The organism is Xanthobacter autotrophicus ATCC 700552 (assembly GCF_043194565.1).
Classification (GTDB): Bacteria; Pseudomonadota; Alphaproteobacteria; order Rhizobiales; family Xanthobacteraceae; genus Xanthobacter; species Xanthobacter autotrophicus_F.
The window spans coordinates 58,484-83,098 of the sequence record NZ_JBAFVS010000014.1 but is presented as its reverse complement, the minus strand read 5'-3'; the positions used below and the strand labels follow the sequence as shown (position 1 = coordinate 83,098).

The 24,615-nt window shown below is 68.7% G+C and carries 20 protein-coding genes; 14 read left to right on the top strand and 6 right to left on the bottom strand.

The features are described from left to right. Positions 1 to 193: 193 nt before the first annotated feature. The 7 genes from V5F48_RS15770 (at position 194) to mraY (ending at position 8,616) form a co-directional block, all read left to right on the top strand. Positions 194 to 667 (top strand): division/cell wall cluster transcriptional repressor MraZ, encoded by a 474-nt coding sequence (locus V5F48_RS15770; RefSeq protein ID WP_394108685.1) that lies wholly within the window; start codon positions 194 to 196, stop codon positions 665 to 667. Further along, complete coding sequence (rsmH, locus tag V5F48_RS15765; RefSeq protein ID WP_394259460.1) at positions 664 to 1,701, top strand: 16S rRNA (cytosine(1402)-N(4))-methyltransferase RsmH; 1,038 nt, start codon at positions 664 to 666, stop codon at positions 1,699 to 1,701. The genes V5F48_RS15770 and rsmH overlap by 4 nt, the downstream gene beginning before the upstream one ends. Positions 1,702 to 1,706: 5 nt before the next feature. Further along, entirely contained in the window at positions 1,707 to 2,315 is a 609-nt protein-coding gene (ftsL, locus tag V5F48_RS15760) for a cell division protein FtsL (protein ID WP_394259459.1), read from the top strand. Between the two features lie 10 nt (positions 2,316 to 2,325). Further along, positions 2,326 to 4,272 (top strand): peptidoglycan D,D-transpeptidase FtsI family protein, encoded by a 1,947-nt coding sequence (locus V5F48_RS15755; protein WP_394259458.1) that lies wholly within the window; start codon positions 2,326 to 2,328, stop codon positions 4,270 to 4,272. 246 nt (positions 4,273 to 4,518) lie between these two features. Continuing rightward, positions 4,519 to 6,003 (top strand): UDP-N-acetylmuramoyl-L-alanyl-D-glutamate--2,6-diaminopimelate ligase, encoded by a 1,485-nt coding sequence (locus V5F48_RS15750; protein WP_394259457.1) that lies wholly within the window; start codon positions 4,519 to 4,521, stop codon positions 6,001 to 6,003. Between the two features lie 86 nt (positions 6,004 to 6,089). After that, complete coding sequence (locus V5F48_RS15745; RefSeq protein WP_394259456.1) at positions 6,090 to 7,523, top strand: UDP-N-acetylmuramoylalanyl-D-glutamyl-2,6-diaminopimelate--D-alanyl-D-alanine ligase; 1,434 nt, start codon at positions 6,090 to 6,092, stop codon at positions 7,521 to 7,523. 7 nt (positions 7,524 to 7,530) lie between these two features. Next, a complete protein-coding gene (gene mraY / locus V5F48_RS15740; RefSeq protein ID WP_394108679.1) occupies positions 7,531 to 8,616 on the top strand; it encodes a phospho-N-acetylmuramoyl-pentapeptide-transferase in 1,086 nt (361 codons plus the stop codon). A 132-nt stretch (positions 8,617 to 8,748) separates the two neighbouring features. Here the strand turns inward: mraY and V5F48_RS15735 are convergent, their stop codons facing one another. Further along, a complete protein-coding gene (locus tag V5F48_RS15735; protein WP_394259455.1) occupies positions 8,749 to 8,967 on the bottom strand; it encodes a YgaP family membrane protein in 219 nt (72 codons plus the stop codon). Between the two features lie 171 nt (positions 8,968 to 9,138). Here V5F48_RS15735 and murD point away from each other — a divergent pair, with 171 nt between their 5' ends. The 6 genes from murD (at position 9,139) to V5F48_RS15705 (ending at position 17,963) form a co-directional block, all read left to right on the top strand. Beyond that, positions 9,139 to 10,725 carry a UDP-N-acetylmuramoyl-L-alanine--D-glutamate ligase gene (gene murD / locus V5F48_RS15730; RefSeq protein WP_394259454.1) on the top strand — a complete coding sequence of 529 codons (1,587 nt, stop codon included), beginning with the start codon at positions 9,139 to 9,141 and terminating at the stop codon, positions 10,723 to 10,725. A gap of 241 nt (positions 10,726 to 10,966) precedes the next feature. Further along, entirely contained in the window at positions 10,967 to 11,869 is a 903-nt protein-coding gene (locus tag V5F48_RS15725) for a TIGR01459 family HAD-type hydrolase (protein ID WP_394259453.1), read from the top strand. A 129-nt stretch (positions 11,870 to 11,998) separates the two neighbouring features. Continuing rightward, positions 11,999 to 12,949 (top strand): bifunctional riboflavin kinase/FAD synthetase, encoded by a 951-nt coding sequence (locus tag V5F48_RS15720; protein WP_394259452.1) that lies wholly within the window; start codon positions 11,999 to 12,001, stop codon positions 12,947 to 12,949. 72 nt (positions 12,950 to 13,021) lie between these two features. Continuing rightward, the gene (locus V5F48_RS15715; RefSeq protein ID WP_394259451.1) at positions 13,022 to 14,272 is read left to right on the top strand and encodes an aminotransferase class I/II-fold pyridoxal phosphate-dependent enzyme; all 1,251 of its coding nucleotides are present in this window, start codon (positions 13,022 to 13,024) and stop codon (positions 14,270 to 14,272) included. A 15-nt stretch (positions 14,273 to 14,287) separates the two neighbouring features. Continuing rightward, on the top strand, positions 14,288 to 16,759 hold the full coding sequence (locus V5F48_RS15710; RefSeq protein WP_394259450.1) for a DNA translocase FtsK: 2,472 nt from the start codon (positions 14,288 to 14,290) through the stop codon (positions 16,757 to 16,759). Positions 16,760 to 17,132: 373 nt separating this feature from the next. Further along, positions 17,133 to 17,963, top strand: a complete 831-nt coding sequence (locus tag V5F48_RS15705) for an outer-membrane lipoprotein carrier protein LolA (protein WP_394259449.1) — start codon at positions 17,133 to 17,135, stop codon at positions 17,961 to 17,963. Between the two features lie 26 nt (positions 17,964 to 17,989). Here the strand turns inward: V5F48_RS15705 and recR are convergent, their stop codons facing one another. Next, a complete protein-coding gene (gene recR / locus V5F48_RS15700) occupies positions 17,990 to 18,610 on the bottom strand; it encodes a recombination mediator RecR (protein WP_394108671.1) in 621 nt (206 codons plus the stop codon). An 873-nt stretch (positions 18,611 to 19,483) separates the two neighbouring features. Here recR and V5F48_RS15695 point away from each other — a divergent pair. Further along, positions 19,484 to 19,954, top strand: a complete 471-nt coding sequence (locus V5F48_RS15695) for a Ros/MucR family transcriptional regulator (protein ID WP_394108670.1) — start codon at positions 19,484 to 19,486, stop codon at positions 19,952 to 19,954. A gap of 96 nt (positions 19,955 to 20,050) precedes the next feature. On the opposite strand, the gene V5F48_RS15690 is transcribed toward V5F48_RS15695, so the two are convergent. The 4 genes from V5F48_RS15690 to mnmG are packed head-to-tail and all read right to left on the bottom strand — an operon-like array spanning position 20,051 to position 24,520. Further along, the gene (locus V5F48_RS15690; protein ID WP_394108669.1) at positions 20,051 to 20,977 is read right to left on the bottom strand and encodes a ParB/RepB/Spo0J family partition protein; all 927 of its coding nucleotides are present in this window, start codon (positions 20,975 to 20,977) and stop codon (positions 20,051 to 20,053) included. Between the two features lie 21 nt (positions 20,978 to 20,998). Further along, entirely contained in the window at positions 20,999 to 21,847 is an 849-nt protein-coding gene (locus V5F48_RS15685) for a ParA family protein (protein ID WP_394108668.1), read from the bottom strand. Then, the gene (locus V5F48_RS15680) at positions 21,844 to 22,593 is read right to left on the bottom strand and encodes a 16S rRNA (guanine(527)-N(7))-methyltransferase RsmG (protein WP_394259448.1); all 750 of its coding nucleotides are present in this window, start codon (positions 22,591 to 22,593) and stop codon (positions 21,844 to 21,846) included. Before V5F48_RS15680 ends, V5F48_RS15685 begins: the two co-directional genes overlap by 4 nt. 52 nt (positions 22,594 to 22,645) lie before the next feature. Next, a complete protein-coding gene (mnmG, locus tag V5F48_RS15675) occupies positions 22,646 to 24,520 on the bottom strand; it encodes a tRNA uridine-5-carboxymethylaminomethyl(34) synthesis enzyme MnmG (RefSeq protein WP_394259447.1) in 1,875 nt (624 codons plus the stop codon). Positions 24,521 to 24,615 lie beyond the last annotated feature (95 nt).

Below are 24,615 nucleotides of genomic sequence, written 5' to 3'. Positions count from 1 at the left end.
CCTGCGTCTGCGGCAGTGCCCCACCCTGCCCGCGCCCATGCCCGCGCCCCATGCCATCGCCCCATGCCATTCCGTTGACGCCCATGAAATCCCATGTTAGCCCATTATTACCCATGAACACGGTGGACGGCTCCTGCCGTCAAGCGGGCGGACCGAACCGCCGCCTGCCGCAAACGAGGGGCACCCGGGCGCCATGGACCGCTTCGTGTCCACCTACACGATGCGGCTCGACGCCAAGGGCCGGGTTTCCATCCCCGCGCCCTTCCGCACGGTGCTGGCCAAGGACGGCGCGGACGGCCTCTATTGCCATCCGAGCCTTGCCGAACCCGCGCTGGATGCGGGCGGAAACCGCCTGATCGGCGAGATCGACGCGCTGATCGAGAGCTACCCGCCCTATTCCGAGGCGCGCGAGGAGCTGGCCGCCGCCCTCTACGGCACCAGCGAGACCCTGCGCATCGACCCGGAAGGCCGGGTGGTGCTGACCGACACCCTGAAGGCCCATGCGGCGATCACCGACCAGGTGGCGTTCGTGGGGCTGGGGCACAAATTCCGGATCTGGGAACCGGAGCGGCTGAAGGCGCATCTCGCGGAGGCCACCCAACGGGTGCGCGAGCTGCGTCAGGCCATCGGCTCCCGAGCGGAGAACCAAAGGAGCACCAAGGCATGACGACGGGCCACGGGGTCGGCCCCGCCGACGCCGCTGGCGGACCGGCCCGTCACCTGCCTGTGATGCTCGCCGAGGTTCTCGCGCACCTCGCGCCGAAGGATGCCGGCCGCTACGTGGACGGCACCTTCGGCGCGGGAGGTTACACGCGGGGCATCCTGAACGCCGCCGATTGCCGGGTGCTGGCCATCGACCGCGATCCCACCGCCATCGCCGCCGGCGCGGACCTGGTGGCCGAGGCCGCCGGGCGGCTCGTGCTGGTGAACGACCGCTTTTCCCGCCTCGATGCGGTGGCGCAGGAGCACGATTTTGCGCCCCTTGACGGCGTGGTGCTGGACATCGGCGTCTCCTCCATGCAGCTCGACCAGGCGGAGCGCGGCTTCTCGTTCCGCCGCGACGGCCCCCTCGACATGCGCATGGGCGATACCGGCCCCTCCGCCGCCGACCTCGTGGCGACGTTGGACGAGGTGCAGCTCGCCCATCTCATCTGGAGCCTGGGGGAAGAGCGGCATTCGCGGCCCATCGCCCGCGCCATCGTCAAGGCGCGGGGCGAATCGCCCATCATCCGCACCGCGCAACTCGCGGAGATCGTGTCCCGCATCGTGTGGCCCAAGCCCGGCGAGATGCACCCGGCCACTCGCACCTTCCAGGCCCTGCGCATCGCCGTGAACGAGGAATTGTCCGAGCTGGTCGAGGCCCTTGTCGCCGCCGAACGGGCGCTGGCCCCGGGCGGGCGGCTGGTGGTGGTGACCTTCCATTCCCTGGAGGACAGGATCGTTAAGACATTTCTGTCAAACCGGGCAAAGGCACCGTCCGCGTCGCGCCACCTGCCGCAGGCGGAGGGTCCGGAGCCTGCCTTCCGCCTGGTGGCGAAAGGCGTGGTGGAACCCGGTCCCGACGAAGTGGCAGGCAATCCGCGCGCAAGGTCCGCGAAGCTTCGCGCGGCCGAACGTACGAACGCCCCGGCGCATCCGGGCGGTGACCTGATGGGGCTGCTGCCAGCCCCATCACCGCAACGCCACGGGCGGAGACGCTAGAAGACATGTTCCGGGTCGCCAATGTCGTGATGGTCGTCGCGCTTCTGGTGACCGCCGCGGTGGTCTACCAGCTGAAATACGCGTCCACCGCCGAAGCCGAACGCCTCGCCACCCTGCGCATGCAAATCCGCAAGGAACGCGACTCCATCGCCATGATGCGGGCCGAATGGGCGCGCCGCACCTCGCCCATCTATATCCAGGGCCTGGCCGAGCGCCATCTCGACATGAAGCGGCTCGACATCGATTCCATCTCCAGCCTCGACGACTTGCCGGAGAAGCCCGCCAACAATTCGGACGGCATCGGCGGCCTGCTTGAGGCGCTGGTGGACACGCCGCTGGTCACCTCCTCCACCTCGTCGAAGCCGTCGGCCTCGCCCACAGCCCCCACCGGCACCGGCGGCGCATCGGTGCCGACCACCTCGGCCCTGCGTCCCGCCACGCCACCGAAACCCGCCGCGAGCACGGCATCGGCGAGCCCGCCGCGGCCGCCCCGCGCCACCGCTCCCATTGTCCAGAATGCCCCCGCCGCGCCGCCTTCGGCCCCCGAGGCCCGCCCCGATCCCGGGCCGGATCTCATCGAAGGGCTGAAGCGCCTGTTCTCCGGGGAACGCTGAAGAGGTCGCCATGGTCGAGAAGACGCCCTTTTCCGCCCGCATCGCCCGTTTCGCCGCCGATACGGCTGCGGCCATGGGTCCCGAAATCCAGAAGGCCGACGCCGCCTGCGCCGTGCTGCTGGAGACCGCCGGCCGCCTCGCCGGTGCCGCCGGCCGCGCCCTGCTGCGCGGGTTGCGCCGCGCCGCCATCGCCACCTGGACCGTGGCGGCGGCGGTCACGGTCCATCTCAGCCACCTCGCCTGGCGCGCCGGCCGGCATGTGGTGCGCGGCCTGTTCGGCCTCGACCGGGGCGACATGGAAGCCGTCGCCCGTGGACGCATCAGGCTGATCATGTTCACCTTCTGCGCCGTGTTCATCGCCATCGGCGCGCAGCTCTCCCATCTGGCCATCACCTCCGATCCCGGCGCCACCCGCGGGCGCAGCCTGGACGCGGTGGCCTCGGCACGGCCCGACATCATCGACCGCAACGGCGACATCGTCGCCATCGACGTGAAATCGCCGTCCCTGTTCGCCGAGCCGCGCCGCCTCATCGATCCCGACGAGGCGCTGGAAGGCCTGCTCAAGGTGCTGCCCGACCTCGACGTGGAGGAAAGCCGCAAGCGGCTCAATTCCGGCAAGGGCTTCGCCTGGCTGAAGCGCGAGATAACCCCGGCGCAGATGCGCGCCATCCACCGCCTCGGCATTCCCGGCATCGGCTTCCTGAAGGAAAACCGCCGCATCTATCCCGACGGCCCCATCCTCTCCCACGTCATGGGCGGGGTGAACGTGGACAACCAGGGCATCTCGGGCCTTGAAAAATACATCGACGGCCGCGGCCTCGCCGAGCTGCACCTCGCGGGCTTCGCCACCGACCGGCAGCAGGAGCCGGTGCAGCTGTCCATGGACATGCGGGTGCAGCACGCAGTGCGCGACGAGATGATCCGGGCCAAGAACAAGTTCTCGGCGCTCCACGCCATGGCGGTGGTGACCGAGGTCAACACCGGCGAGATCATCTCCATGGTCTCGCTGCCGGACTTCGACCCCAACGTGCCCGGCAACCCGAAGGACGACGCCTATCTCAACCGGCTCACCACCGGCGTGTTCGAGATGGGCTCCACCTTCAAGGCCCTGTCCTTTGCCATGGCGCTCGATTCGGGCAAGATCGGCCTGAACTCCTCGTTCGACGCCCGCGGCGCCATGCATTTCGGCCGCTTCAAGATTTCCGACTATCACGCCGAAAACCGCGTGCTGACGGTGCCCGAGATCTTCCTCGTCTCATCCAACGTGGGCACGGCGAAGATGGTGCTCTCCCTTGGCGTGGAGGCCCACAAGGCGTTCCTGAAGAAGATGGGCCAGCTCGACCGGCTCCGCACCGAGCTGCCGGAAAGCTCCGAGCCCATCGTCCCCCGGCGCTGGGGCGAATTGAACTCCGCCACCATCGCCTTCGGCCACGGCCTGTCCGTCGCCCCGCTGCAGGCGGTGATGGCGGTGAATTCCATGGTGAACGGCGGCTATCTCATCACCCCCACCTTTATCAAGCGCACCCCCGAGGAGGCGCAGAAGGTGGCGGTGCGGGTGCTGAAGCCCGACACCTCGGACAAGATGCGCTACATCATGCGCCTCAATGCGGAGAAGGGCACCGCCTCCAAGGCGGAAGTGCCGGGCTATCTGGTGGGCGGCAAGACCGGCACCGCCGAAAAAGTGGTGAACGGACGCTACGCCAAGAACAAGCTGCTCACCTCCTTCACGGCGGTCTTCCCCATGGACAAGCCGCGCTACCTCATCCTCGTGATGCTGGACGAGCCCAAGGCGACCTCCGAAACCTACGGCTTCGCCACGTCGGGCTGGAACGCGGCGCCCACCGCCGGCAAGATCATCGAGCGCATCGCGCCGCTGCTGAACATCGCGCCGCGGCAGAACCTGCCCAATGCGGAACAGCTGCTGCGCACGCCGCTGAAGGTGGCCGACCGGCACTGAGGGGCTATGTTCAAGCGCCGCGCGGGCTTGAGCGTTGCTGAATAATCCGCTGCCGCACGTCGATACCGCCCGCGGGACGCGGCCTCAGGTCTAGAGCACGCGCCGATCAGATTGCATCGCAATCGGATCGGATAACGCGTTCTCTATCTTAGAGTCAGAGGGCGATTCGCCGATCGGATTGATTCAATCCGATCGGATCGCGCTCTAGGGTGACAACCGGCGCGGGTGGATGCCAAAAGAGGTCCGATGACCAGCCATTCCCTCGGACAGATCCTCGACGGTCACGCCCGCATCCTCTCCGCCGGCGCAGGCGACGAACCCGTTTTCGGCCTCTCCGCCGACAGCCGCAGGATCACGCCCGGCGACCTCTTCGTCGCCATTCCCGGCACCCATGCGGACGGAACACGCTTCATCGCCGATGCGGTGGCGCGGGGGGCCGGCGCGGTGCTGATGGAGCCCACCGCGCCCCGGCCCGTGCTGCCGCCCCAGGTGGCGCTCGCCTTCTCCCTCGACGTGCGGCGCTCCCTGTCGCTCGCCGCTGCGCGCTTCTACCCGCGCCAGCCCGCCACCATCGCGGCGGTGACGGGCACGGCGGGCAAGACCTCCGTCGCCTTCTTCCTGCGGCAGATCTGGGAGCGGCTCGGCCACAAGGCGGCCTATCTGGGCACCATCGGCCTGGTGGCGCCGGACGGCTCCACCTATGGCAGCCTCACCACGCCCGATCCGGTGGAGCTGCACGCCACCCTGGACCGCCTCGCCGGCGAGGGCGTCACCCACATGGCGCTGGAGGCCTCGTCCCACGGGCTGGACCAGAAGCGGCTCGACGGGGTGCGCTTCACCGCCGGCGGCTTCACCAATCTCGGCCGCGACCATCTGGACTACCACCCCACCATCGACGCCTATTTCCGCGCCAAGCTGCGCCTGTTCACCCAAGTGATGCCGGATGAGGCCACCGCCGTGGCGGTGACAGGCGCGCCCTTCGCCGCCAATGCCCTGGCGTGGGGTGAGACGCGCGGCCTGAAGCTGCTGCCCATCGGCGAGGGGCAGGCGGGCGGCCTCGACATCTTCGGCACCACCGGGTCCGGCACCGGGCAGAAGGTGATGTTCGCGGACGGCAGCCATGCCATCGTGCCGCTGGTGGGCCGCTTCCAGCTCGACAACGCCTTGCTCGCCGCCGGCCTTGCCATCGCCTGCGGGGCGGAGCGGGCGGCGGCGCTCGATGCCCTTGCGCACCTCACCGGCGTGCCCGGCCGGCTGGAGCGCATCGGCGACGACCCGCGCCGGCCGGTGTTCGTGGACTACGCCCACAAGCCGGAGGCGCTGGCCACCGTGCTCGACACCCTGCGCGCGGCGGTGCCGGGGCGCCTCATGGTGGTGTTCGGCTGCGGCGGCGACCGGGACAAGGGCAAACGGCCCCTCATGGGCGCCATCGCCGCCTCCAAGGCGGACGTGGTGATCGTCACCGACGACAATCCCCGCAGCGAGGATCCCGCCACCATCCGCGCCGAAATCCTCGAAGGCGCCCACGGGGCGAGGGAAATCGGCGACCGGGCGGAGGCCATAAAAGCGGCCGTGGGGATGCTCCAGCCTGGGGATGCGCTCATTGTTGCCGGCAAGGGTCACGAAACCGGCCAAATCATCGGCGACCGGACATATCCGTTCTCGGATGCGGAGGAAGTCCTCGCCGCTCTCGAGTCGGGTTCCGCGAACCCGTCTCTCAACTTGGGGTAAGAAGGACGCGTCATCCGATCGCCGCGCGGAGCGGCACGATCGGCGCGTGCTTCGGAGGAGGTAGCAGCATGAACATGAGCGCTGGCATGAGCGGTCGAGTCCTGCATACCGTCGCCGAATTGGCGGAGGCCACGGGCGCTCTGGTGCGCGGCACGCCCCGCGACGTCACCGGCATCTCCATCGACAGCCGCACGCTTGTCACCGGCGACGCCTTCTTCGCCATCACCGGCGAGAACAGCGACGGCCACGCTTATGTGGAAAAGGCGCTGGGCGCCGGCGCCGCCCTCTGCGTCGTCGCCCGCGACAGGGCGGACGCCTTCCCCGAGGGCGCGCCGCTGCTGGTGGTGGACGACGTGCTCGCCGCCCTCTCGGACCTCGCCCGCGCCGCCCGCGCGCGTTCAAAAGCGCAGATCGTGGCGGTGACCGGATCGGTGGGCAAGACCACCACCAAAGAGGCCCTGCGCATCGCGCTGGGCGCCGATGGGGAGACCCACGCCTCCGCCGCCTCCTACAACAATCACTGGGGCGTGCCCCTGTCGCTGGCCCGCTTCCCTCGGGAGGCGCGCTACGGCGTATTCGAGATCGGCATGAACCATCCGGGCGAGATCACGCCCCTGGTCGAGCTGGTGCGCCCCCACGTCGCCATCGTCACCACGGTGGAGCCGGTGCACATCGCCCAGTTCTCTTCCATCGAGGAGATCGCCGACGCCAAGGCGGAGATCTTCGACGGCGTGGAGCCCGGCGGCGCGGCGGTGCTGAACCGCGACAATCCGCTGTTCGAGCGCCTGAAGGCGGCGGCCGAGGCCCGCGGCATCTCCCGCATCGTCAGCTTCGGCGAGGCCGAGGGCGCGGACGTGCGGCTGAAGGAGGCCGCGCTGAAATCCTTTTGCTCGGTGGCGGTGGCGGACGTGATGGGCACGCCGGTCACCTTCAAGGTGGGCATGCCCGGCCGCCACATCGTGCAGAACATGCTGGCGGTGCTCGCCGCCGCCAAGCTCGCCGGCGCCGACATGGCGCTCGCCGCCCTCGCGCTGTCGCACCTCAAGCCGCCGCCCGGGCGCGGCGTGCCGGTCCAGCTCCAGGTGAAGAGCGGTCAGGCGACCCTGCTCGACGAGAGCTACAACGCCAATCCCGCCTCCATGCGCGCCGCCCTCGACGTGCTCAGCCGCACCCCGGTGGGGACACGCGGCCGGCGCATCGCGGTGCTGGGCGACATGCTGGAACTGGGTCCGGACGGGGAGGCACACCATGCCGGCCTCGCCGCGGCCATCGTCGCGGCGAAGATCGACCAGGTCTATTGCTGCGGCCCGCAGATGCACGCCCTGTGGCAGGCGCTTCCCTCGGACCGGCGGGGCGGCTATGCCGCCCACGCCACCCACCTCGAACCCATGGTGGCCGCCGCCATCCGCGCCGGCGACACGCTCATGGTGAAGGGATCCAACGGCAGCCGCATGGGCCCCCTGGTCAAGAAGCTCGCCGAGCGTTTCCACGCCGGCGAGGACGCGCTGCTCGAAGGATAATTTTTCAATGCTCCAGTGGCTTGCCGAATTCCACGCGTCGTTTCCCGCCTTCAACGTCTTCCGCTACATCACCTTCCGCACCGGCGGGGCGGTGGTGACGGCGCTGCTGTTCGTGTTCCTGTTCGGGCCGGGCATGATCTCCACGCTCCGCCTGAAGCAGGGCAAGGGCCAGCCCATCCGCACCGACGGACCGCAGTCGCACCTGCTCACCAAGAAGGGCACGCCCACCATGGGCGGGCTCATGATCCTGTCGGGCATCCTGGTCGCCACCCTGCTCTGGGCGAACCTCTCCAACCCCTATGTGTGGGTGGTGCTGCTGGTGACGCTGGGCTTCGGCCTCATCGGCTTCTACGACGACTACCTGAAGGTGACGAAGCAGACCCACAACGGCCTGTCCGGCAAGGCGCGCCTCGGCATCGAGGCGGTGATCGCCGGCGTCGCCATGGTGATCATCATGACCGCAGGCAAGCCGGGGCTCTCCACCTCGGTGGCCTTCCCCTTCTTCAAGGACCTGCTGCTGAACCTCGGCATGTTCTTCGCCATCTTCGGCATGTTCGTCATCGTGGCGGCGGGCAATGCGGTGAACCTCACCGACGGCCTCGACGGCCTCGCCATCGTGCCGGTGATGATCGCGGCGGGCTCGTTCGGCTTCATCGCCTATCTCGCCGGCAACGTGGTGTTCGCCGACTATCTGCAGATCCACTACGTGGCCGGCGTGGGCGAGCTGGCGGTGGTGTGCGGGGCGCTGATGGGGGCGGGCCTCGGCTTCCTGTGGTTCAACGCGCCGCCAGCCCAGGTGTTCATGGGCGACACCGGGTCGCTGGCGCTGGGCGGCCTGCTCGGCACGGTGGCGGTGGCGACCAAGCACGAGATCGTACTGGCGGTCATCGGCGGCCTGTTCGTGCTGGAAGCGGTGTCGGTGATCGTGCAGGTGGTGTCGTTCAAGCTCACCGGCAAAAGGGTGTTCAAGATGGCGCCCATCCACCACCATTTCGAGCAGCTCGGCTGGACCGAGCCGCAGGTGGTGATCCGCTTCTGGATCGTCGCCGTGGTGCTGGCGCTGGCCGGCCTCGCGACGCTGAAGCTGAGGTGAGAACGCGTCCGCCCGGATGAAAGAAGGCCCGCGGGAGCATCTCCCCGGGCCTTCTTCATATCCGCAGGCCTGAAAGCCTCGCTCCTGCGCGCAGGTTTACTCTTGCGTGCAGGTTTACTCCCCCGCGCGCCTTTACTCCCGCGCGCAGGTCTTGATGCCGAACGGCACATAGGCCGGGCAGAAGCGGAAGATGGCGGTGAGCAGCATCACCACCCCCACCGCGCCGATGATCCAGCCCCAGTTCCCAAGCCCCGCCAGGGCCGGAACCGAAGGCGCCACGAACGGCACCAGGATCAGCACCACACCCACGATGAACCGCAACACGCGGTCGATCCCACCCACATTGGCCATGTCCAGCTCCTTTGCCTGTCGTGAACATTCAATGTTCCGAATGTTGCGGACGGTCAACCACGGGATTTCCCGTAAGACTTCTGTGGTTGCGAAAGGCATTCGCACTTTTGGCCGTCTTGCTCTAGACGGAAAAGAGACGATCCATTGCCGCACCGGAATTTTCGTAACGCCATGATCCCCGTCACCGTCTTCAAGGACCGGACCGTCGCCCTTTTCGGGCTCGGCGGCTCCGGGCTCGCCACCGCCGAAGCACTCAAGGCCGGCGGCGCCCATGTCGTCGCCTATGACGATGCCGAAGCCTCCCGCCTCAAGGCCGGCGAGGCGGGCATTCTCGTCCAGGACCTGAGGTCCATCGACTGGACGGCCGTCGCCGCCCTCGTCCTTTCGCCCGGCGTGCCGCTCACCCATCCCGAGCCGCACTGGTCGGTAAAGCTGGCGCGCGACGCCGGCGCGGAGGTGATCGGCGACATCGAGCTGTTCTGCCGGGAGCGGCACGCCATCGCCCGGCGCTCGCCCTTCATCGCCATCACCGGCACCAACGGCAAGTCCACCACCACGGCGCTCATCACCCACATCCTGCGGGTGGCCGGACGCGACGTGCAGATGGGCGGCAATATCGGCACCGCCATCCTCTCCCTCGCCCCGCCCAAGCCGGGCCGGGTGCATGTGGTGGAGTGCTCCTCCTACCAGGTGGACCTCGCCCCCAGCCTCGACCCCTCCGTCGGCGTGATGCTGAACGTCACCCCCGACCATCTCGACCGCCACGGGACAATCGAGCATTACGCGGCAGTCAAGGAACGCCTCGTCACCGGCGTCGAGGGCGGCGGCGCCGCCGTGGTAGGGGTGGACGACGATTTCTCCGCCGCCATGGCCGACCGGGCCGTTGCGGCGGGCAAGTATGTGGTGCGCATCTCGGTGAAGCGCCCCCTGCCCGACGGCATCTGGCTGGATGGCGAGACGCTGGTGGCATCCGAGGGCGGGGCCGAGCGCTTCCGTCTGCCGCTCAGCGGCATCGGCTCCCTGCGCGGCACCCACAATGCGCAGAATGCCGCAGCGGCGTTTGCCGCGTGCCGCGGGGTAGGCGTCGCGCCCGAGGTCATCACCGTGGCCATGAAGCGCTTCCCCGGCCTTGCCCACCGCATGGAAGAGGTGGCCAACAAAGGCCCGGTGCTGTTCGTCAACGATTCCAAGGCCACCAATGCGGACGCCGCCGAGCGGGCGCTGGCGAGCTTCACCAACATCTTCTGGATCGCCGGCGGCAGGCCCAAGACCGGCGGCATCGCCCCGCTCGCGCCCTTCTTCGGCCGCGTCGCCAAGGCCTATCTGATCGGCGAGGCGGCTGCCGGCTTCGCCGCGACCCTGGGCGACACGGTGGCCCACGAGATCGTCGGCACCCTCGATAAGGCGGTGGAAGCCGCCGCGCGGGACGCCGAGGCCTCCGGGCTCAAGGAGCCGGTGGTGTTGCTGTCGCCGGCCTGCGCCAGCTTCGACCAGTTCCCCAACTTCGAGGTGCGCGGCGACGCCTTCCGCGAGTTGGTGCGGCAGGTGCCGGGGGTGGAGGCGCGGACGCGGTCCACCACCCCCGTGGCCCAGAAGGAGCAGCCGAAAGGCGGGCATCCGGGCGGACATCCCGGAGGTCATCCCGGTGGCGCCCCCCACGGCATGGGGGGCGGGCATGGCGGCGGGCACGGGGGCGGGCATCCCCATGGCATGGGCAACCCGCACGGCGGCGGCCATCCGGGCAAGGGGCACCCGTAGAAGGTTTTCCGCTCCCATTGGCTCACGCCCGAAGGCGCCGGGCCAAGCCGCCGGCCAGGTTGAGGCCATCGGGTCGGATCCGGCTGCGGGCGCCACCTGATGATGGGGGAAGCCGGGCGGTATCGCCCCTCCCCGTCACCATCGTACCCCGCCGAAACCAAAGGCTTTGCGGAGCCCGCCGCAGCTCTTGTGGTTCGGTTTCCGTCATGGCACTTGTGCGGTGCACAAGAGGAAACGCGCCATGGCCGAACACTCCAACAGCACGCAGAGGTCTCACCCCCACGCACCGCCTCTGGTGTCCGGACTGTCCGCCTTTGCCGGCCAGTACGATCTCATCCTGTGCGATGTCTGGGGCGTGCTGCATAACGGCGTCGCCGCCTTCCCCTCCGCCTGCGACGCGCTCACCCGCATGCGCGCCGGTGGGGCCAGCGTGATCCTCGTCTCCAACGCGCCGCGGCCCAACCGCTTCGTCATGGAGATGCTGGATGGCCTCGGCGTGCCGCGCACCGCCTATGACGCCATCGTCACCTCGGGCGACGTCACCCGCGAGATGCTGGCGGCCCGCACCGGGGCGCGCACCTATCATCTGGGTCCTGGGCGCGACCTCGGCCTGTTCGAGGGCCTTGATCTCACCCTCACCGATCTCGACGGGGCCGACCTCGTGGTGGTCACCGGCCTGTTCCACGACGAGGTGGAGACCCCGGACGACTATGTCGAGGCCATCGCCGCCATGAAGGCCCGGGACCTGCCGATGATCTGCGCCAATCCCGACCTCGTGGTGGAGCGAGGCGAGCACCTCATCTTCTGCTCCGGCGCCATCGCCAAGGCCTATGAGGAGGTCGGCGGCAAGGCCATCTGGTGCGGCAAGCCTTACCGGCCCATCTACGACACCGCCTTCGCCCATGCGGAGGTGATCCGCGGCGGCGCCATCGACCGCGCCCGCGTGCTCGGCATCGGCGATGCCCTGCGCACCGACATCGCCGGGGCCAACGATGCCGGCTTCGACAGCCTGTTCATTTCCGGCGGCATCCATGCGCAGGAGCTGAAATCGGTCGACGGCGCCATTCCCGATACGGAAAGCCTTGCCGAGCTGTTCACCGGACACGCCCATCCGCGGGGCGTCATGCCCCGCCTCGCCTGGTGAGGCGCCCTTGACGCCTCCGGGCGCCAGCGCCTAGAGCACCTGTTCGTCGTCGACGCTGGCGCGCGTTGCGCCGGGCGCCGCCACGTTTCGCCGAGAGACGACAAGACAAGGCAAGGCTGCTGCCCGCCGATGACAGGTGATCCCTCCTCCGACTTTCTCCTGGTGCGCGGCAATGCGCCGCTTCCGCCCGCCTTGGCGCGACCCGTGGTGGCCATCGGCAATTTCGACGGCGTGCATCGCGGCCACCGGGCGGTGTTCGACACCGCCCGCGCCATGGCCGCCGAGGCCGGCGTTCCGGCCCTTGCCGTCACCTTCGAGCCCCATCCGCGCACCTTCTTCAATCCCGCCTCGGCACCGTTCCGCCTCACTCCTGAGGCGCGCAAGCTGCGCCACATTGCCGAAAGCGGGTTGAAGGGTGCCATCGTGCTGCCCTTCGACGCCCAGCTGGCCGCCATGGCGGCGGAGGATTTCGTGCGCGAGATCCTGGTGGGCCGCTATAACGTCACCGGCGTGGCGGTGGGCTTCGACTTCCATTTCGGCCGCGCCCGCGCCGGCTCCCCCGCTTTCCTTGAGGATGCGGGGCGGCGGCACGGCTTCACGGTCACCGTGGTGCCCCCCATGCGGGACGAGGGCGACGCCATCTCCTCCACCGCCATCCGCAGCGCGCTGGCATCGGGGCAGGTGGGCCACGCGGCGCACATGCTGGGCCGGCCGTTCGCGGTGGCGGCCGAAGTGCTTCACGGCGACAAGCGCGGCCGCACCATCGGCTTTCCCACCGCCAACCTCGCCCTCGCCGAGGACATGGAGCTGGCCTTCGGCATCTATGCGGTGCGCGCGGTGACGCCGCTGGGGCGCTTCGACGGGGTGGCCAATTACGGCCGCCGGCCCACCTTCGACAATGGCCGCCCGCTGCTGGAAGTGCATCTGTTCGACTTTTCCGGCGACCTCTACGGCGCCATGCTGGAAGTGGAATTCCACGCTTATCTTCGGCCGGAGCTGAAATTCGACGGCGTCACAGCCCTCGTCGCCCAGATCGCGGCCGATGCACGGCAGGCCCGGGATGTTCTCGCCCGGATTTGATGGCGGCGCGCGTCACCCTGCGATCTGAGTTAGCCGCACCTTAACCGGCGGGGCTTCATTCTCGCGGCCACCATGATCGCCGCGAGAAAAGACCGCTCCGCCGTGCCAGCTTCCCCCGTCGCGCCTCCCGAGGACCGCCGCTCGCCCTTCATCCGCCTCGCCGACCTGTTGGCGGGGATCGATCCCGGCCGCCAGCCTTTGAGCGCGGCCGTGGGCGAGCCCCAGCATGCCATGCCGGATTTCGTCGGCCCGGTGCTGGCGAAAGCGCTGCCCGGCTTCGGCCGCTATCCCCGCGCCGAGGGCACCCCCACCTTCCGCGCCGCCGCCGCCCGCTGGCTGGCGCAGCGCTACGCCCTTGCCCGCCCCATCGATGCCGACCGCGAGGTGCTGGCGCTCAACGGCTCGCGCGAGGGCCTGTTCTCCGCCGCCATCGTGGCGCGGCGGCTGACCGATCCGAAGAAGGGCGGCAAGGGCCGCCCCGCCATGCTGCTGCCCAATCCCTTCTATGCCGCCTATGCCGCCGGCGCGGAGGCGGCCGGCTGCGAGGCGGTGGTGGTGCCCACCTCCCGCGACAGCGGCTGGCTGCCCGACCTCGACGCCCTCGACAAAGACCTCCTCGACCGCACGGTGGCCATCTACATCGCCTCCCCCGCCAATCCGCAGGGGTCCATCGCCTCCGCCGCCTATCTCGGCCGGGCTCTGGAGCTGGCGCGCCGGCACGGGGCCTTCCTGTTCTCGGACGAGTGCTATTCGGAAATCTACCTGGGCGCGGAAAAGCCCGCCGGCATCCTGGAAGTGGCGGGCGGCGACTTCAGCCGGGCGGTGGCCTTCAACTCCCTGTCCAAGCGCTCGTCTTTGCCCGGCCTGCGCTGTGGCTTCTGCGCCGGCGACCCGGCCTTCCTGAAGGATTTCCTCGCCTTCCGCTGGGTGGCGGCGCCGCAGGTGCCGGAACCGTTGCAGGCGGTGGCGGTGGCGGCGCTGGAGGACGAGGCCCATGTGTCCGCCTCCCGCGACCTCTATCGCGCCAAGTTCGACCTCGCCGACCGCATGCTCGAAGGCCGCCTGGGCTATGAGCGGCCGGGCGGCGGCTTCTTCCTCTGGCTCGACGTGTCGCACCTCGCCTCCGATACCCTTTCGGGGGGCGAGGCGGCGGCGATGAAGCTGTGGCGCGAGCAGGGCCTGCGCACGGTGCCCGGCGGCTATCTCGCCCGCCGCGACCTGACCGGCGCCAACCCCGCCGCCGACTTCCTGCGGGTCGCCCTGGTCCAGGACCTTCCCACCTGCGAGGAGGTGCTGACCCGCCTCGTCGCCGCCCTCACCTGAAGGAGAGCTGCGCCGATGCCGAGGGCCAGAAGCCGTTCCGCCACCGCCGATGCCGTGCTGAACACGCACATGCCGCCCGCCGCCCCGCGCTTCGACCTCATCCCCGAGGGCGTGCGGCTCGCCGTGCGGCGGCGCAGCCGCGAAATCGTCGGCACCAGCCTCATCATCGCGACGCTCACGTCTTTCCTCGCGCTGGGCACCTGGTCGGCTTCCGACCCGAGCCTGTCCAATGCCACCCATGCGCCGGTCACCAACTGGCTGGGCTGGCCCGGCGCGGTGGTGGCGGACCTGCTGGTACAGCTGTTCGGCCTCGCCGCCCTCGCCGTGCTGCTGCCGCCGCTCTATTACGGCTGGCGGCTGGTGACCCACCGCCCGTTCAGCCGCGAGCGCATGCGCACCACCTGCTGGCTCATCGGCGTGCTGGGGGCCACCGCCTTCCTCGGCGCCCTGCCCCGGCCCGACAGCTGGCCGGGGCTCACCGGCATGGGCGGCGCGCTGGGCGATCTGTTTCCCCGGGCGCTGGGCGTGGTGCGCGGCTCGGCGGCGTCCATCGTGGATGCCCTGGTCATCGGCGCGGCCGGCCTCGCCTTCGGCACCACCGGCCTGTTCTTCGCGGTGAGCGGCGGACGGCGCACGCCCCTGAAGGTCGCGCCCGACACCGAACTCCCCGGCGAGGTGGGCGACGAGGATGAGGAGGATGACGGCGCCACCGTGTCCCTCGGCGCACTCACCCACACGCTTCTGTCCTGGAAGGCCCGCCTGAACGTCGCCGGGTTCCTCGGTCACAAGCGCGAAGCCCCGCCCCGCGCGGCGGACGGGGTCACCCCCCGTCCCCGCCGCGGCGGCGAGCGCATGGAACCGCGCCTCGGCGGTGGTCCGGCCCTGGCGACGAAAGCCGAAGCCGCGCAGGATCTCGAACCCCGTGGCCGCTCCGCAAAACGCGATGCCGGCGGACGACGCGGGTCCCGTCGTGGCGGCTACCAGCACCCCGCCCTCGACCTCCTGACCCCGGCCGTGCAGACCAAGGCCCCCGCCATGAGCCCGGAGGCGCTGGCCGATACCGCCAAGGAGCTGAAGGGCACGCTGGAGGATTTCGGCGTGCGCGGCGAGATCGGCCAGGTGCGGCCCGGCCCGGTGGTCACCCTCTATGAGCTGGAGCCGGCGCCGGGCATCAAGTCGTCCCGCGTCATCGGGCTGGCCGACGACATCGCCCGCTCCATGAGCGCGGTCTCGGCGCGCGTCGCCGTGGTGCCGGGACGCAACGCCATCGGCATCGAGCTGCCCAACCAGAAGCGCGAGAAGGTGCTGCTGCGCGAGCTGCTCGCCACCAAGGATTTCGGCGATTCGGGCCACAAGCTCGCCATCGCCCTGGGCAAGACCATCGGCGGCGATCCGGTGATCGTGGACCTCGCCCGCATGCCGCACCTGCTGGTGGCCGGCACCACCGGTTCCGGCAAGTCGGTGGCCATCAATACCATGATCCTCTCCCTGCTCTACCGGCTGAAGCCGGAGCAGTGCCGGCTGATCATGGTGGACCCCAAGATGCTGGAACTCTCCGTCTATGACGGTATCCCGCATCTTCTCGCCCCCGTGGTCACCGACCCCAAGAAGGCGGTGGTGGCGCTGAAGTGGGCGGTGAAGGAGATGGAGGACCGCTATAAGAAGATGTCGAAGCTGGGCGTGCGCAACATCGACGGCTTCAACGCCCGGGTGAAGGATTCCACCGACAAGGGCGAAACCCTCGCGCGCACCGTGCAGACCGGCTTCGACCACGACACGGGCGAGGCCATCTACGAGCGCGAGGAGATGAACCTCGAGCCCCTGCCCTATATCGTGGTCATCGTGGACGAGATGGCCGATTTGATGCTGGTGGCCGGCAAGGACATTGAAGGCGCCATCCAGCGCCTCGCCCAGATGGCCCGCGCCGCCGGCATCCATCTGGTGATGGCCACCCAGCGCCCCTCGGTGGATGTGATCACCGGCACCATCAAGGCCAATTTCCCCACCCGCATATCGTTCCAGGTAACCTCCAAGATCGACAGCCGCACCATCCTCGGCGAGATGGGCGCCGAGCAGCTCCTTGGCCAGGGTGACATGCTCTACATGGCCGGCGGCGGGCGCATTTCCCGCGTCCACGGCCCCTTCGTTTCCGATGAGGAGGTGGAGAGCGTGGTGAAGCATCTCAAGGCCCAGGGCGTGCCCTCCTATGTGGAGGCGGTGACCGCCGAAGCCGACGAGGAGGATGCAGACGGCGCGGTGTTCGACAAGGGCAGCTTCGGCGAGGAGGGGCAGGACCTTTATTCGCAGGCGGTCGCCGTGGTCATGCGCGACCGCAAATGCTCCACTTCCTACATCCAGCGCCGGCTGCAGATCGGCTACAACCGCGCCGCATCGCTGGTGGAGCGCATGGAGAAGGAAGGCCTTGTCGCCGCCCCCAACCATGCCGGCAAGCGCGAAATCCTGATGCCGGAAGAGGCGGCGGAGTAGATCACGCGTCGTCTACACCCACATCCGGCAGGTAACATCGGACGTCATTCCAATGGCCCGTGAGCTTGACACATGGTCCATTGGTCAAGCCCGCGCGGCGCACGGCTCCGGCCAATGCCGGATCCGGCTTTAACATCCACAACTCGGGAACACCCGAGTTGTGGAGCGCCACCCACTTGGCGTCGGTCGAAGACCGATGCCAATGGTATAAGGCTTGCCGCCCACCCGATGTCAGGCCACAGGATCGCCATACGCCTTGGGCAAGGTCTATATTGACAAGATGTTCCTCCGATCAGCCTGCGCCGGGGCAGGGTCGGAACCAGACTTCAGGTTTCGCACTTCCCGTCCCGAATGCCGCGCGCCAGAGACCTCAATGATGCCGAGCCGCTTTCCCGCCAAGTCCCGCATCCGCCACGGCCTGCCGCCTGCCGCGCGCGGCGTTGCTCTGTCCTGCGGGCTTGCCGTGACCCTCGCCATGCTGTCGGGCGCCTGCGCCTCGGCGCAGACCATTCTGCCCCCCGGCGACCTGATGAAGCCGCAGGCGAAGCCGAGCGCGCCCCATGCCGCCCCCAATACCGCCCCGTTGCCGCCGCAGAAGCCCGGGGCGGCCGGTTTCACCGTCGCCCAGGCTGCGCCGGTGCAGACCGCCGCCGCCAATCCGGACGGGCGGGCGCCCCGCGCCACCGTCGATCGCGTCACCAGTTACTACAATTCGGTGCAGTCGCTGACCGGCAACTTCACCCAGATCGACCCGGACGGCACCCGCCGCACCGGCGACGTCTATATGCAGAAGCCGGGCCGCGTGCGCTTCGAATATGATCCGCCGAGCCCGGTGGAGCTGATCGCCAACGGCCAGTCGGTGGCGGTGCGCGACCGCAAGCTGAACACGCAGGACATCACGCCCCTGTCGCAGACGCCGCTGCGCTTCCTTTTGGCGGAGCGCATCGACCTTGCCAGCGATCCCCATGTGGCGGGCGTGTTCCAGGACGACAAGTTCATCTCGGTGATCATCCAGGAGCAGGTGCCCATGATGGGCACCTATCGCCTGCTCATCATGTTCGACGCCAAGACCTCGGCCCTGAAACAGTGGATCATCACCGATCCGCAGGGCTACGACACCCAGGTCACGCTTTCCAACCTGCAGGTGAACAAGAAGCCCGATCCGAAGCTGTTCGTGATCAATTTCGAACGGATACTGCAGTAAAAGCGGCTCGGAGCCGGCCGAACCGCTCACATCTGCGTGCGGGCGCGGATGGCGGCGGAAAGCGTGCCCTCGTCGAGATAGTCGAGCTCGCCGCCCACCGGCACGCCCTGGGCGAGGCGGGTCACCCGCACCTGCGCATCCCGCACCTGGGCCTCCCGCAGGAGATCGGTGATGTAATGGGCGGTGGTTTGCCCATCGACGGTGGCGCCGAGGGCCAGGATGACCTCGCCCACCTCATCCTCATGCACCCGGGTGACCAGCCTGGCCAGGTTGAGGTCTTCCGGCCCCACCCCGTCGAGGGGCGAGAGCACGCCGCCAAGCACATGATACGGGGCATTCAGCGCGCCCGCCCGCTCCAGCGCCCACAGGTCGCCCACGTCCGCCACCACCACGAGGACCCGCCGATCGCGCGAGGCGTCGGTGCAGATGGTGCAGGGATCGCACACATCCACATTGCCGCAGCGGCGACATTCCACGATCTTCCCCAGGGCGTCCGTCAAGGCGGCGGCAAGCGGCGCCATCAGCGCCTCGCGCTTCTTGATGAGGTGCAGCGCCACCCGGCGGGCCGAGCGCGGCCCAAGCCCGGGCAGGCGGGCAATAAGCTGGATCAGGCGCTCGATCTCGGGGCCAGCGACGGCGCGGGGCATGATGTCTCCTGAATCAGGGTCCGATCGGATCGGCCGCTGCTCTCTTGCTCCAAGTTGCCGGCGGCGGTCTACCGCAGACTTGGCTATCCACGCGCAAAGCCCGGCGAGACACCCCGGTCGACTGAACCCGATACCTTGCCGTGAAGTGATCCCGGCGTGCCAAAAGCATCTCCGCCGATTTCGCCACCGCTCCTGCGGAGCGGCAGAAGGCACGTGAAGCAAAATCTGATCGGACGGGTTTAATCTGACCAGGTCCCGGCCTGAACACCCGGGAAGAGAAACCAGCATCCCATCGGCCCACACGCGGCAAAGCGACTTGCCGGGGCGCGGCCGGCCGAGGAGGAAATGCAGGTCTCAACCGGTGCGATATCACCCATCTGCATGGACCATAGCTTTGCGGTATGCGCCTCTTCTTCGCCGTCGGACCTCGACAGATCATACCCGCTTGAAGGTTCTCCCACGCCCCATTGCGACCGAAAGTTGCGTACAGTGAGGCGTTGTACTTCCTTACAGGAAGCAAGAAGAAGAGCCATCGGAAGGGTCTGAGCACCATCTCGCAGTGGGCCGCTCCAACGTGCTACGCGGATGCCGGACGCCAACACTTCTCCCTCCCGATGTTTTCATCTGAGAAGGGGGCGATTCGCTGATGTCTCAAGGATCAAATGTGGCCTTTGCGTGCCTGCCATGGCGCCCGATGGCAGGCGCAAACCCGCATTATTGCTCGATCTTCAAGAGTTTTCCCAGACCGGATTGTATTTCTTTCGGCTGGTGCTATAAATTATTTGCGAAAAGTTCAGAAGCCGATGTGGTGCTCGCCTGAAGCCGGCGCTCCCGCAACGCCCATCGCCACGAACAGACAGAAAGGGACTCCCCGTGAGCGACTCCGACTCCAATTCCACATCGCCGAGCTACATCGATTTCGCAACAGAGATCGTGGCCGCCTATGTGAGCAACAACAGTGTTTCGGCGACCGAGCTGCCGGCTCTTATTGAATCGGTCTACCGCGCCCTCGGCCAGCTCGGCACCCCGGCCGCGCCCGTGGTGGAAGAGCAGAAGCCCGCCGTCCCGGTAAAGAAGTCGGTGACGCCCGAATACATCATCTGCCTGGAAGACGGGAAGAAGTTCAAGTCGCTGAAGCGCCATCTGCGCACCAGCTACGGCATGACTCCTGAAGTCTACCGCGAGAAGTGGGGCCTGCCGAAGGACTATCCCATGGTGGCCCCGGCCTATGCTGCCGCCCGCTCCGAGCTTGCCAAGAACATGGGCCTCGGCCAGACCCGCAAGAAGGCGCCCGTCGCTCCGGCCAAGAAGCCCGCGACCCGCCGCGCCAAGGCCGCGGCCTGATCCAAAGCGGCCGCGCCCGGGGACAGTCCCGGCGCGGCCCTTTATTGATCAACGTCCCGTGTTTGCTGTCGTGATCTCGATATTGCGAGATAAAACTCAGTCAAGTCCCAGCTTTCGGCAGACTTCGTCGAGCTGATCGAGACTTGTGTAGCGGATGCGCAAAGCGCCCGCTTCGCCCTTGCCTTCAATATCCACGCTGAGGCCCAGCGCATCGGTGAGGCGCTTTTCCAGCGCCCGGCTGTCCGCACTCTTGCGCTCCGGCGCGCCGCCCTTGCCCCCCTTCCCGGCTTGTCCGCTTCCCGCCTGGCCCTTGGCCGAGGACGCGGCAAGCGCGGTGCGGGCCTTGGACAGGGCCTCCACGTCGCGCACAGTCAGCCCCTTCTCCACCACGTCCTTCGCCATGCGCTCGGGATCGGCGCAGGCGAGCAATGCGCGGGCATGGCCGGCGCTCAGGCGCCCGTCGGCGAGATAGGTCTTCACCCCCGCCGGCAGCTTCAGCAGGCGCAGGGTGTTGGCGATGTGGCTGCGGCTCTTGCCGATGATGCGGGCGAGGTCGTTCTGGTTGTAGTCGAACTCCCCCATGAGGGAGTCGTAGCCCTGGGCCTCTTCCACCGGATTGAGGTCGGCGCGCTGGACGTTCTCGATGATGGCGACTTCCAGCGCCTCCCGATCGGACAATTCCAGCACCACCACCGGCACCTCATGCAGCGCCGCCCGCTGGGCCGCGCGCCAGCGCCGCTCGCCAGCGACGATCTCGAAGCTGTCGCTGCCGTTCAGCTGGCGCACCACGATGGGCTGGATGATGCCCTTCTCGCGGATCGAGGCGGTGAGGTCTTCCAGCCCCTCCTCCGGGAAGGTGCGGCGCGGATTGCGCGGATTGGGCCGCACATGCTCGATGGGCACCCGGCGCGGCCCGCCGCGCCCGGCCCCAGAGCGCGCCGCCGGAGCCGCCTGGGGCTCCCCCATCTCCCCGATGAGCGCCGCAAGACCGCGGCCGAGCCGCGAGCGCTGTTCTTCCGCCATTGTTCCGTCCCTTGTCCGCCGTCAGGCCGCAGCATCCGCCCGCGCCGCGCGCTCGCGCTGGATCACCTCCGAGGCGAGCCGCAAATAAGCTTGTGATCCCACGCACTTGAGATCGTAAAGCAGCACCGGCTTGCCATAGGACGGCGCCTCCGACACCCGCACGTTGCGGGGGATCACCGTCTCATAGACCTTGTCGCCCATGAATTGGCGCACGTCCTGCACGACTTGCTCGGACAGGTTGTTGCGGCCGTCATACATGGTCAGCACGATACCGTGGATGGTCAGTGTCGGATTGAGACTGACGCGCACCTGCTCCACCGTTTTCAGCAGCTGCGACAGGCCCTCCAGCGCGAAAAACTCGCATTGCAGCGGCACCACGATGGCGTCGGCCGCCGCCATGGCATTCACCGTCAGCAGGGAGAGCGAGGGCGGGCAATCCACCAGCACATAGGTGAAGCGCGGCCCGGCACTGTCCACCGCCAGGGCCTTGAGCGCGCTGCGCAGGCGGAAGGCCCGGTCGCGCTCGGCCGCGATCTCCAGTTCGAGGCCCGACAGGTCGAGGGTAGAGGGCGCCACATAAAGCTGCGGCACGCCGGTCTCCAGCACCGTCTCGCGCATGCTGGCCTCGCCGGTGAGCACGTCATAGGTGGAGAGGTTGCGCGAGCGGCGATCGATGCCAAGGCCGGTGGAGGCATTGCCCTGCGGGTCGAGATCCACCACCAGCACCGTTTCGCCGATGGCGGCGAGCGCCGTGCCCAGATTGATGGCGGTGGTGGTCTTGCCCACCCCGCCCTTCTGGTTGGCAAGCGCCAGCACGCGCGGCGCGGCGGGGGTGCCACCGGCGGGAGAGGGTGTCTGTTGATCCATCATGGCGCCTTCATCCTCGACGCGTCGCATTCGGGCGGCCCGCCACCGGCATCCGGCTCCCCGCGGGAGCGCGCGTCGGATTGGGGTTCGATGGTGTCGGTCCCGCGCCTCGCGCCCCTCACCAGGAGGATCCGGCCGTCCGGATCGCTCGTACTGGGGCGCAGGTCACAGTCGAGTGTCCAGCTTCTTGCAGCGTCGGTCAATTCTCGTTCCGCATCCCGGCCCTTGGGAAAAAGGCCCAAGGCGCCGGCGGCGAGGAAGGGCGCAGCCAGATCCAGCAGTTTGGGCAAAGGCGCCAGCGCGCGGGCGGAGACCACCTCGGTTCCCGGCGCCAGCATCGGCGCCACCTGCTCGATGCGCGCGGCATGAACGGTGACAGGCAGTTGCGCCACCCGTGCCGCCTCCCTCAGGAACGCGGCCTTGCGGCTGTCGCTTTCCACAAGATGCATGTGGGCGCCCTCCCGCTCCGCCAGCACCGCCGCCACCACCAGGCCGGGAAAGCCGCCGCCGGATCCCAGATCCACCCAGCGCAAGGGGGTCTGCGGAACATGGTGAACGAGCTGGAGCGAATCACCCACGTGCCGCGCCCACAGGTCGGGCAGGGTGGCAGGGGCCACGAGGTTGATGGTCTTCTGCCACTTCACCAGCAGATCGGCGATGGTGGTGAGCCGGCCAAGTGTTTCACGTGAAACCACCGCCGCGATGGCCTCGCGCCCCGCGCTCCCGCTCAACTGCTTGCCGCCCTTCATCCGATCCCTCGCTCTGCCTAAGCCGTCATCCCCATGATCCACAGGCAGGCCATCAGCCACCTGCCCCGGCCCGCCGCGCATGGGTGGCGAGCAAAGCGAGGGCCGCGGGCGTCATGCCCTCCATGCGTCCCGCCTGCCCCACGGTGCGCGGGCGGATGCGGGCGAGCTTCTGCTTCAGCTCGTTGGAGAGGCCCGGCAGATCCGCGTAAGCCAGATCATCCGGCAGGCTCAATTGCTCGTCCCGGCGCAGCATGGAAATGTCCGCCGCCTGCCGGTTGAGGTAGACGGCGTATTTGGCGTCGATCTCCACCTGCTCGGCCACCGCCGGATCAAGCCCCGCCAGCTGCGGCCAGATGGCGCCGAGCCGCGCCATGCCGATGTCCGGATAGGCCAGGAGGTCGAACGCGGTGCGCCGCTGCCCGTCGCGATTGACGCTGAGGCCGTGCCGCGCCCCTTCCGTGGGTGTGAGGCTGAGGCTTTCCGCCAGCGCCCGCACTTCTTCCAGCGCCGCGCTGCGGCGGGCGAAATGGACGGAGCGCTCCGCCCCGATGAGGCCCAGCGCTTCGCCCCGACGGGTGAGCCGCTGGTCCGCATTGTCCGCCCGCAGCGTCAGGCGATATTCGGCGCGGGAGGTGAACATGCGATAGGGCTCGCTCACCCCGCGGGTGACGAGATCATCCACCATCACCCCGAGATAGGCCTCCGCCCGATCAAACACGGTCCCGTCGGCCCCGCCGGCGCGCCGCGCCGCATTGAGGCCGGCGAGCAGCCCCTGGGCCGCAGCTTCCTCATAGCCGGTGGTGCCGTTGATCTGGCCGGCGAGGAACAGCCCGGCCACGCGCTTGGCCTCCAATGTGGGGCCGAGCTCACGCGGGTCCACATGGTCGTATTCGATGGCGTATCCCGGCCGCAGCACCGCCACCCGTTCCAGACCGGGGATGGTGCGCAGGAAGGCGGTCTGCACCTCGGCGGGAAGGGAGGTGGACAGGCCGTTGGGATAGACGGTGGGATCGTCCAGCCCCTCGGGCTCCAGGAAGATCTGGTGGCCGTCGCGATCGCCGAAGCGGACGATCTTGTCCTCGATGGACGGGCAATAGCGCGGGCCGCTGCTCTCGATGCGGCCGGAATACATGGCCGAGCGCGACAGGTTGGCCCGGATCAGCGCATGGGTCGCGTCCGTGGTGCGGGTGATGCCGCACTCCACCTGGGGGTTGGGTAGCCGCGTGGTGAGGGCCGAGAACGGCTCGGGCCGATCATCGCCGGGCTGCATCTCCAGGCTCGCCCAATCGATGGTGCGGCCATCGAGGCGGGCCGGCGTGCCGGTCTTCAGCCGGCCGAGGGCGAAGCCGAGGCGCGCGAGGGCAGGGGAGAGGCCCAGCGCCGGCTTCTCGCCCATGCGCCCGGCGGGATAGCTCACCTCGCCCATGTGGATGAGGCCGTTGAGAAAGGTGCCGGTGGTGAGCACCACCGCGCTGCAGGACAAGTCCCGCCCATCGGCGAGACGCACGCCGGTGATGCGGCCGCCGTCCACCAGAAGGTCATCCGCCTCCCCCTCGACGAGGGTGAGGCCATCCTGCGCGGCCAGCGCCGCCTGCATGGCGCGGGCATAGAGCTTGCGGTCGGCCTGCGCGCGGGGTCCCCGCACGGCGGGACCCTTGCGGCGGTTGAGCACGCGAAACTGGATGCCGCCCTGGTCCGCCACCCGCCCCATGAGGCCGTCCAGCGCATCAATCTCCCGCACCAGATGGCCCTTGCCCAGTCCGCCGATGGCGGGATTACAGGACATGGCGCCGATGGTGGCGCGGGAATGGGTGAGCAGCGCCGTGCGCGCGCCGGTGCGCGCGGACGCGGCGGCAGCCTCGCATCCCGCATGGCCACCGCCCACCACGATCACGTCGAAGGCATTCGCTGAAAGGGTTTCGGTCATTCTCACCCGGGGCAGAAGAGCGGCCCATGCCGCCCCTTCTGGAAACGCCCACTTTCCGGCGCCGTCAAGGCCGCAGCGCCGGATGTTTCACGTGA

Coding starts and splice junctions, on each gene's coding strand:
- V5F48_RS15770 (WP_394108685.1), top strand. CDS start 194: ATGGACCGCTTCGTGTCCACCTACACGATGCGGCTCGACGCCAAGGGC.
- rsmH (WP_394259460.1), top strand. CDS start 664: ATGACGACGGGCCACGGGGTCGGCCCCGCCGACGCCGCTGGCGGACCG.
- ftsL (WP_394259459.1), top strand. CDS start 1,707: ATGTTCCGGGTCGCCAATGTCGTGATGGTCGTCGCGCTTCTGGTGACC.
- V5F48_RS15755 (WP_394259458.1), top strand. CDS start 2,326: ATGGTCGAGAAGACGCCCTTTTCCGCCCGCATCGCCCGTTTCGCCGCC.
- V5F48_RS15750 (WP_394259457.1), top strand. CDS start 4,519: ATGACCAGCCATTCCCTCGGACAGATCCTCGACGGTCACGCCCGCATC.
- V5F48_RS15745 (WP_394259456.1), top strand. CDS start 6,090: ATGAGCGGTCGAGTCCTGCATACCGTCGCCGAATTGGCGGAGGCCACG.
- mraY (WP_394108679.1), top strand. CDS start 7,531: ATGCTCCAGTGGCTTGCCGAATTCCACGCGTCGTTTCCCGCCTTCAAC.
- V5F48_RS15735 (WP_394259455.1), bottom strand. CDS start 8,967: ATGGCCAATGTGGGTGGGATCGACCGCGTGTTGCGGTTCATCGTGGGT.
- murD (WP_394259454.1), top strand. CDS start 9,139: ATGATCCCCGTCACCGTCTTCAAGGACCGGACCGTCGCCCTTTTCGGG.
- V5F48_RS15725 (WP_394259453.1), top strand. CDS start 10,967: ATGGCCGAACACTCCAACAGCACGCAGAGGTCTCACCCCCACGCACCG.
- V5F48_RS15720 (WP_394259452.1), top strand. CDS start 11,999: ATGACAGGTGATCCCTCCTCCGACTTTCTCCTGGTGCGCGGCAATGCG.
- V5F48_RS15715 (WP_394259451.1), top strand. CDS start 13,022: ATGATCGCCGCGAGAAAAGACCGCTCCGCCGTGCCAGCTTCCCCCGTC.
- V5F48_RS15710 (WP_394259450.1), top strand. CDS start 14,288: ATGCCGAGGGCCAGAAGCCGTTCCGCCACCGCCGATGCCGTGCTGAAC.
- V5F48_RS15705 (WP_394259449.1), top strand. CDS start 17,133: ATGATGCCGAGCCGCTTTCCCGCCAAGTCCCGCATCCGCCACGGCCTG.
- recR (WP_394108671.1), bottom strand. CDS start 18,610: ATGCCCCGCGCCGTCGCTGGCCCCGAGATCGAGCGCCTGATCCAGCTT.
- V5F48_RS15690 (WP_394108669.1), bottom strand. CDS start 20,977: ATGGCGGAAGAACAGCGCTCGCGGCTCGGCCGCGGTCTTGCGGCGCTC.
- V5F48_RS15685 (WP_394108668.1), bottom strand. CDS start 21,847: ATGATGGATCAACAGACACCCTCTCCCGCCGGTGGCACCCCCGCCGCG.
- V5F48_RS15680 (WP_394259448.1), bottom strand. CDS start 22,593: ATGAAGGGCGGCAAGCAGTTGAGCGGGAGCGCGGGGCGCGAGGCCATC.
- mnmG (WP_394259447.1), bottom strand. CDS start 24,520: ATGACCGAAACCCTTTCAGCGAATGCCTTCGACGTGATCGTGGTGGGC.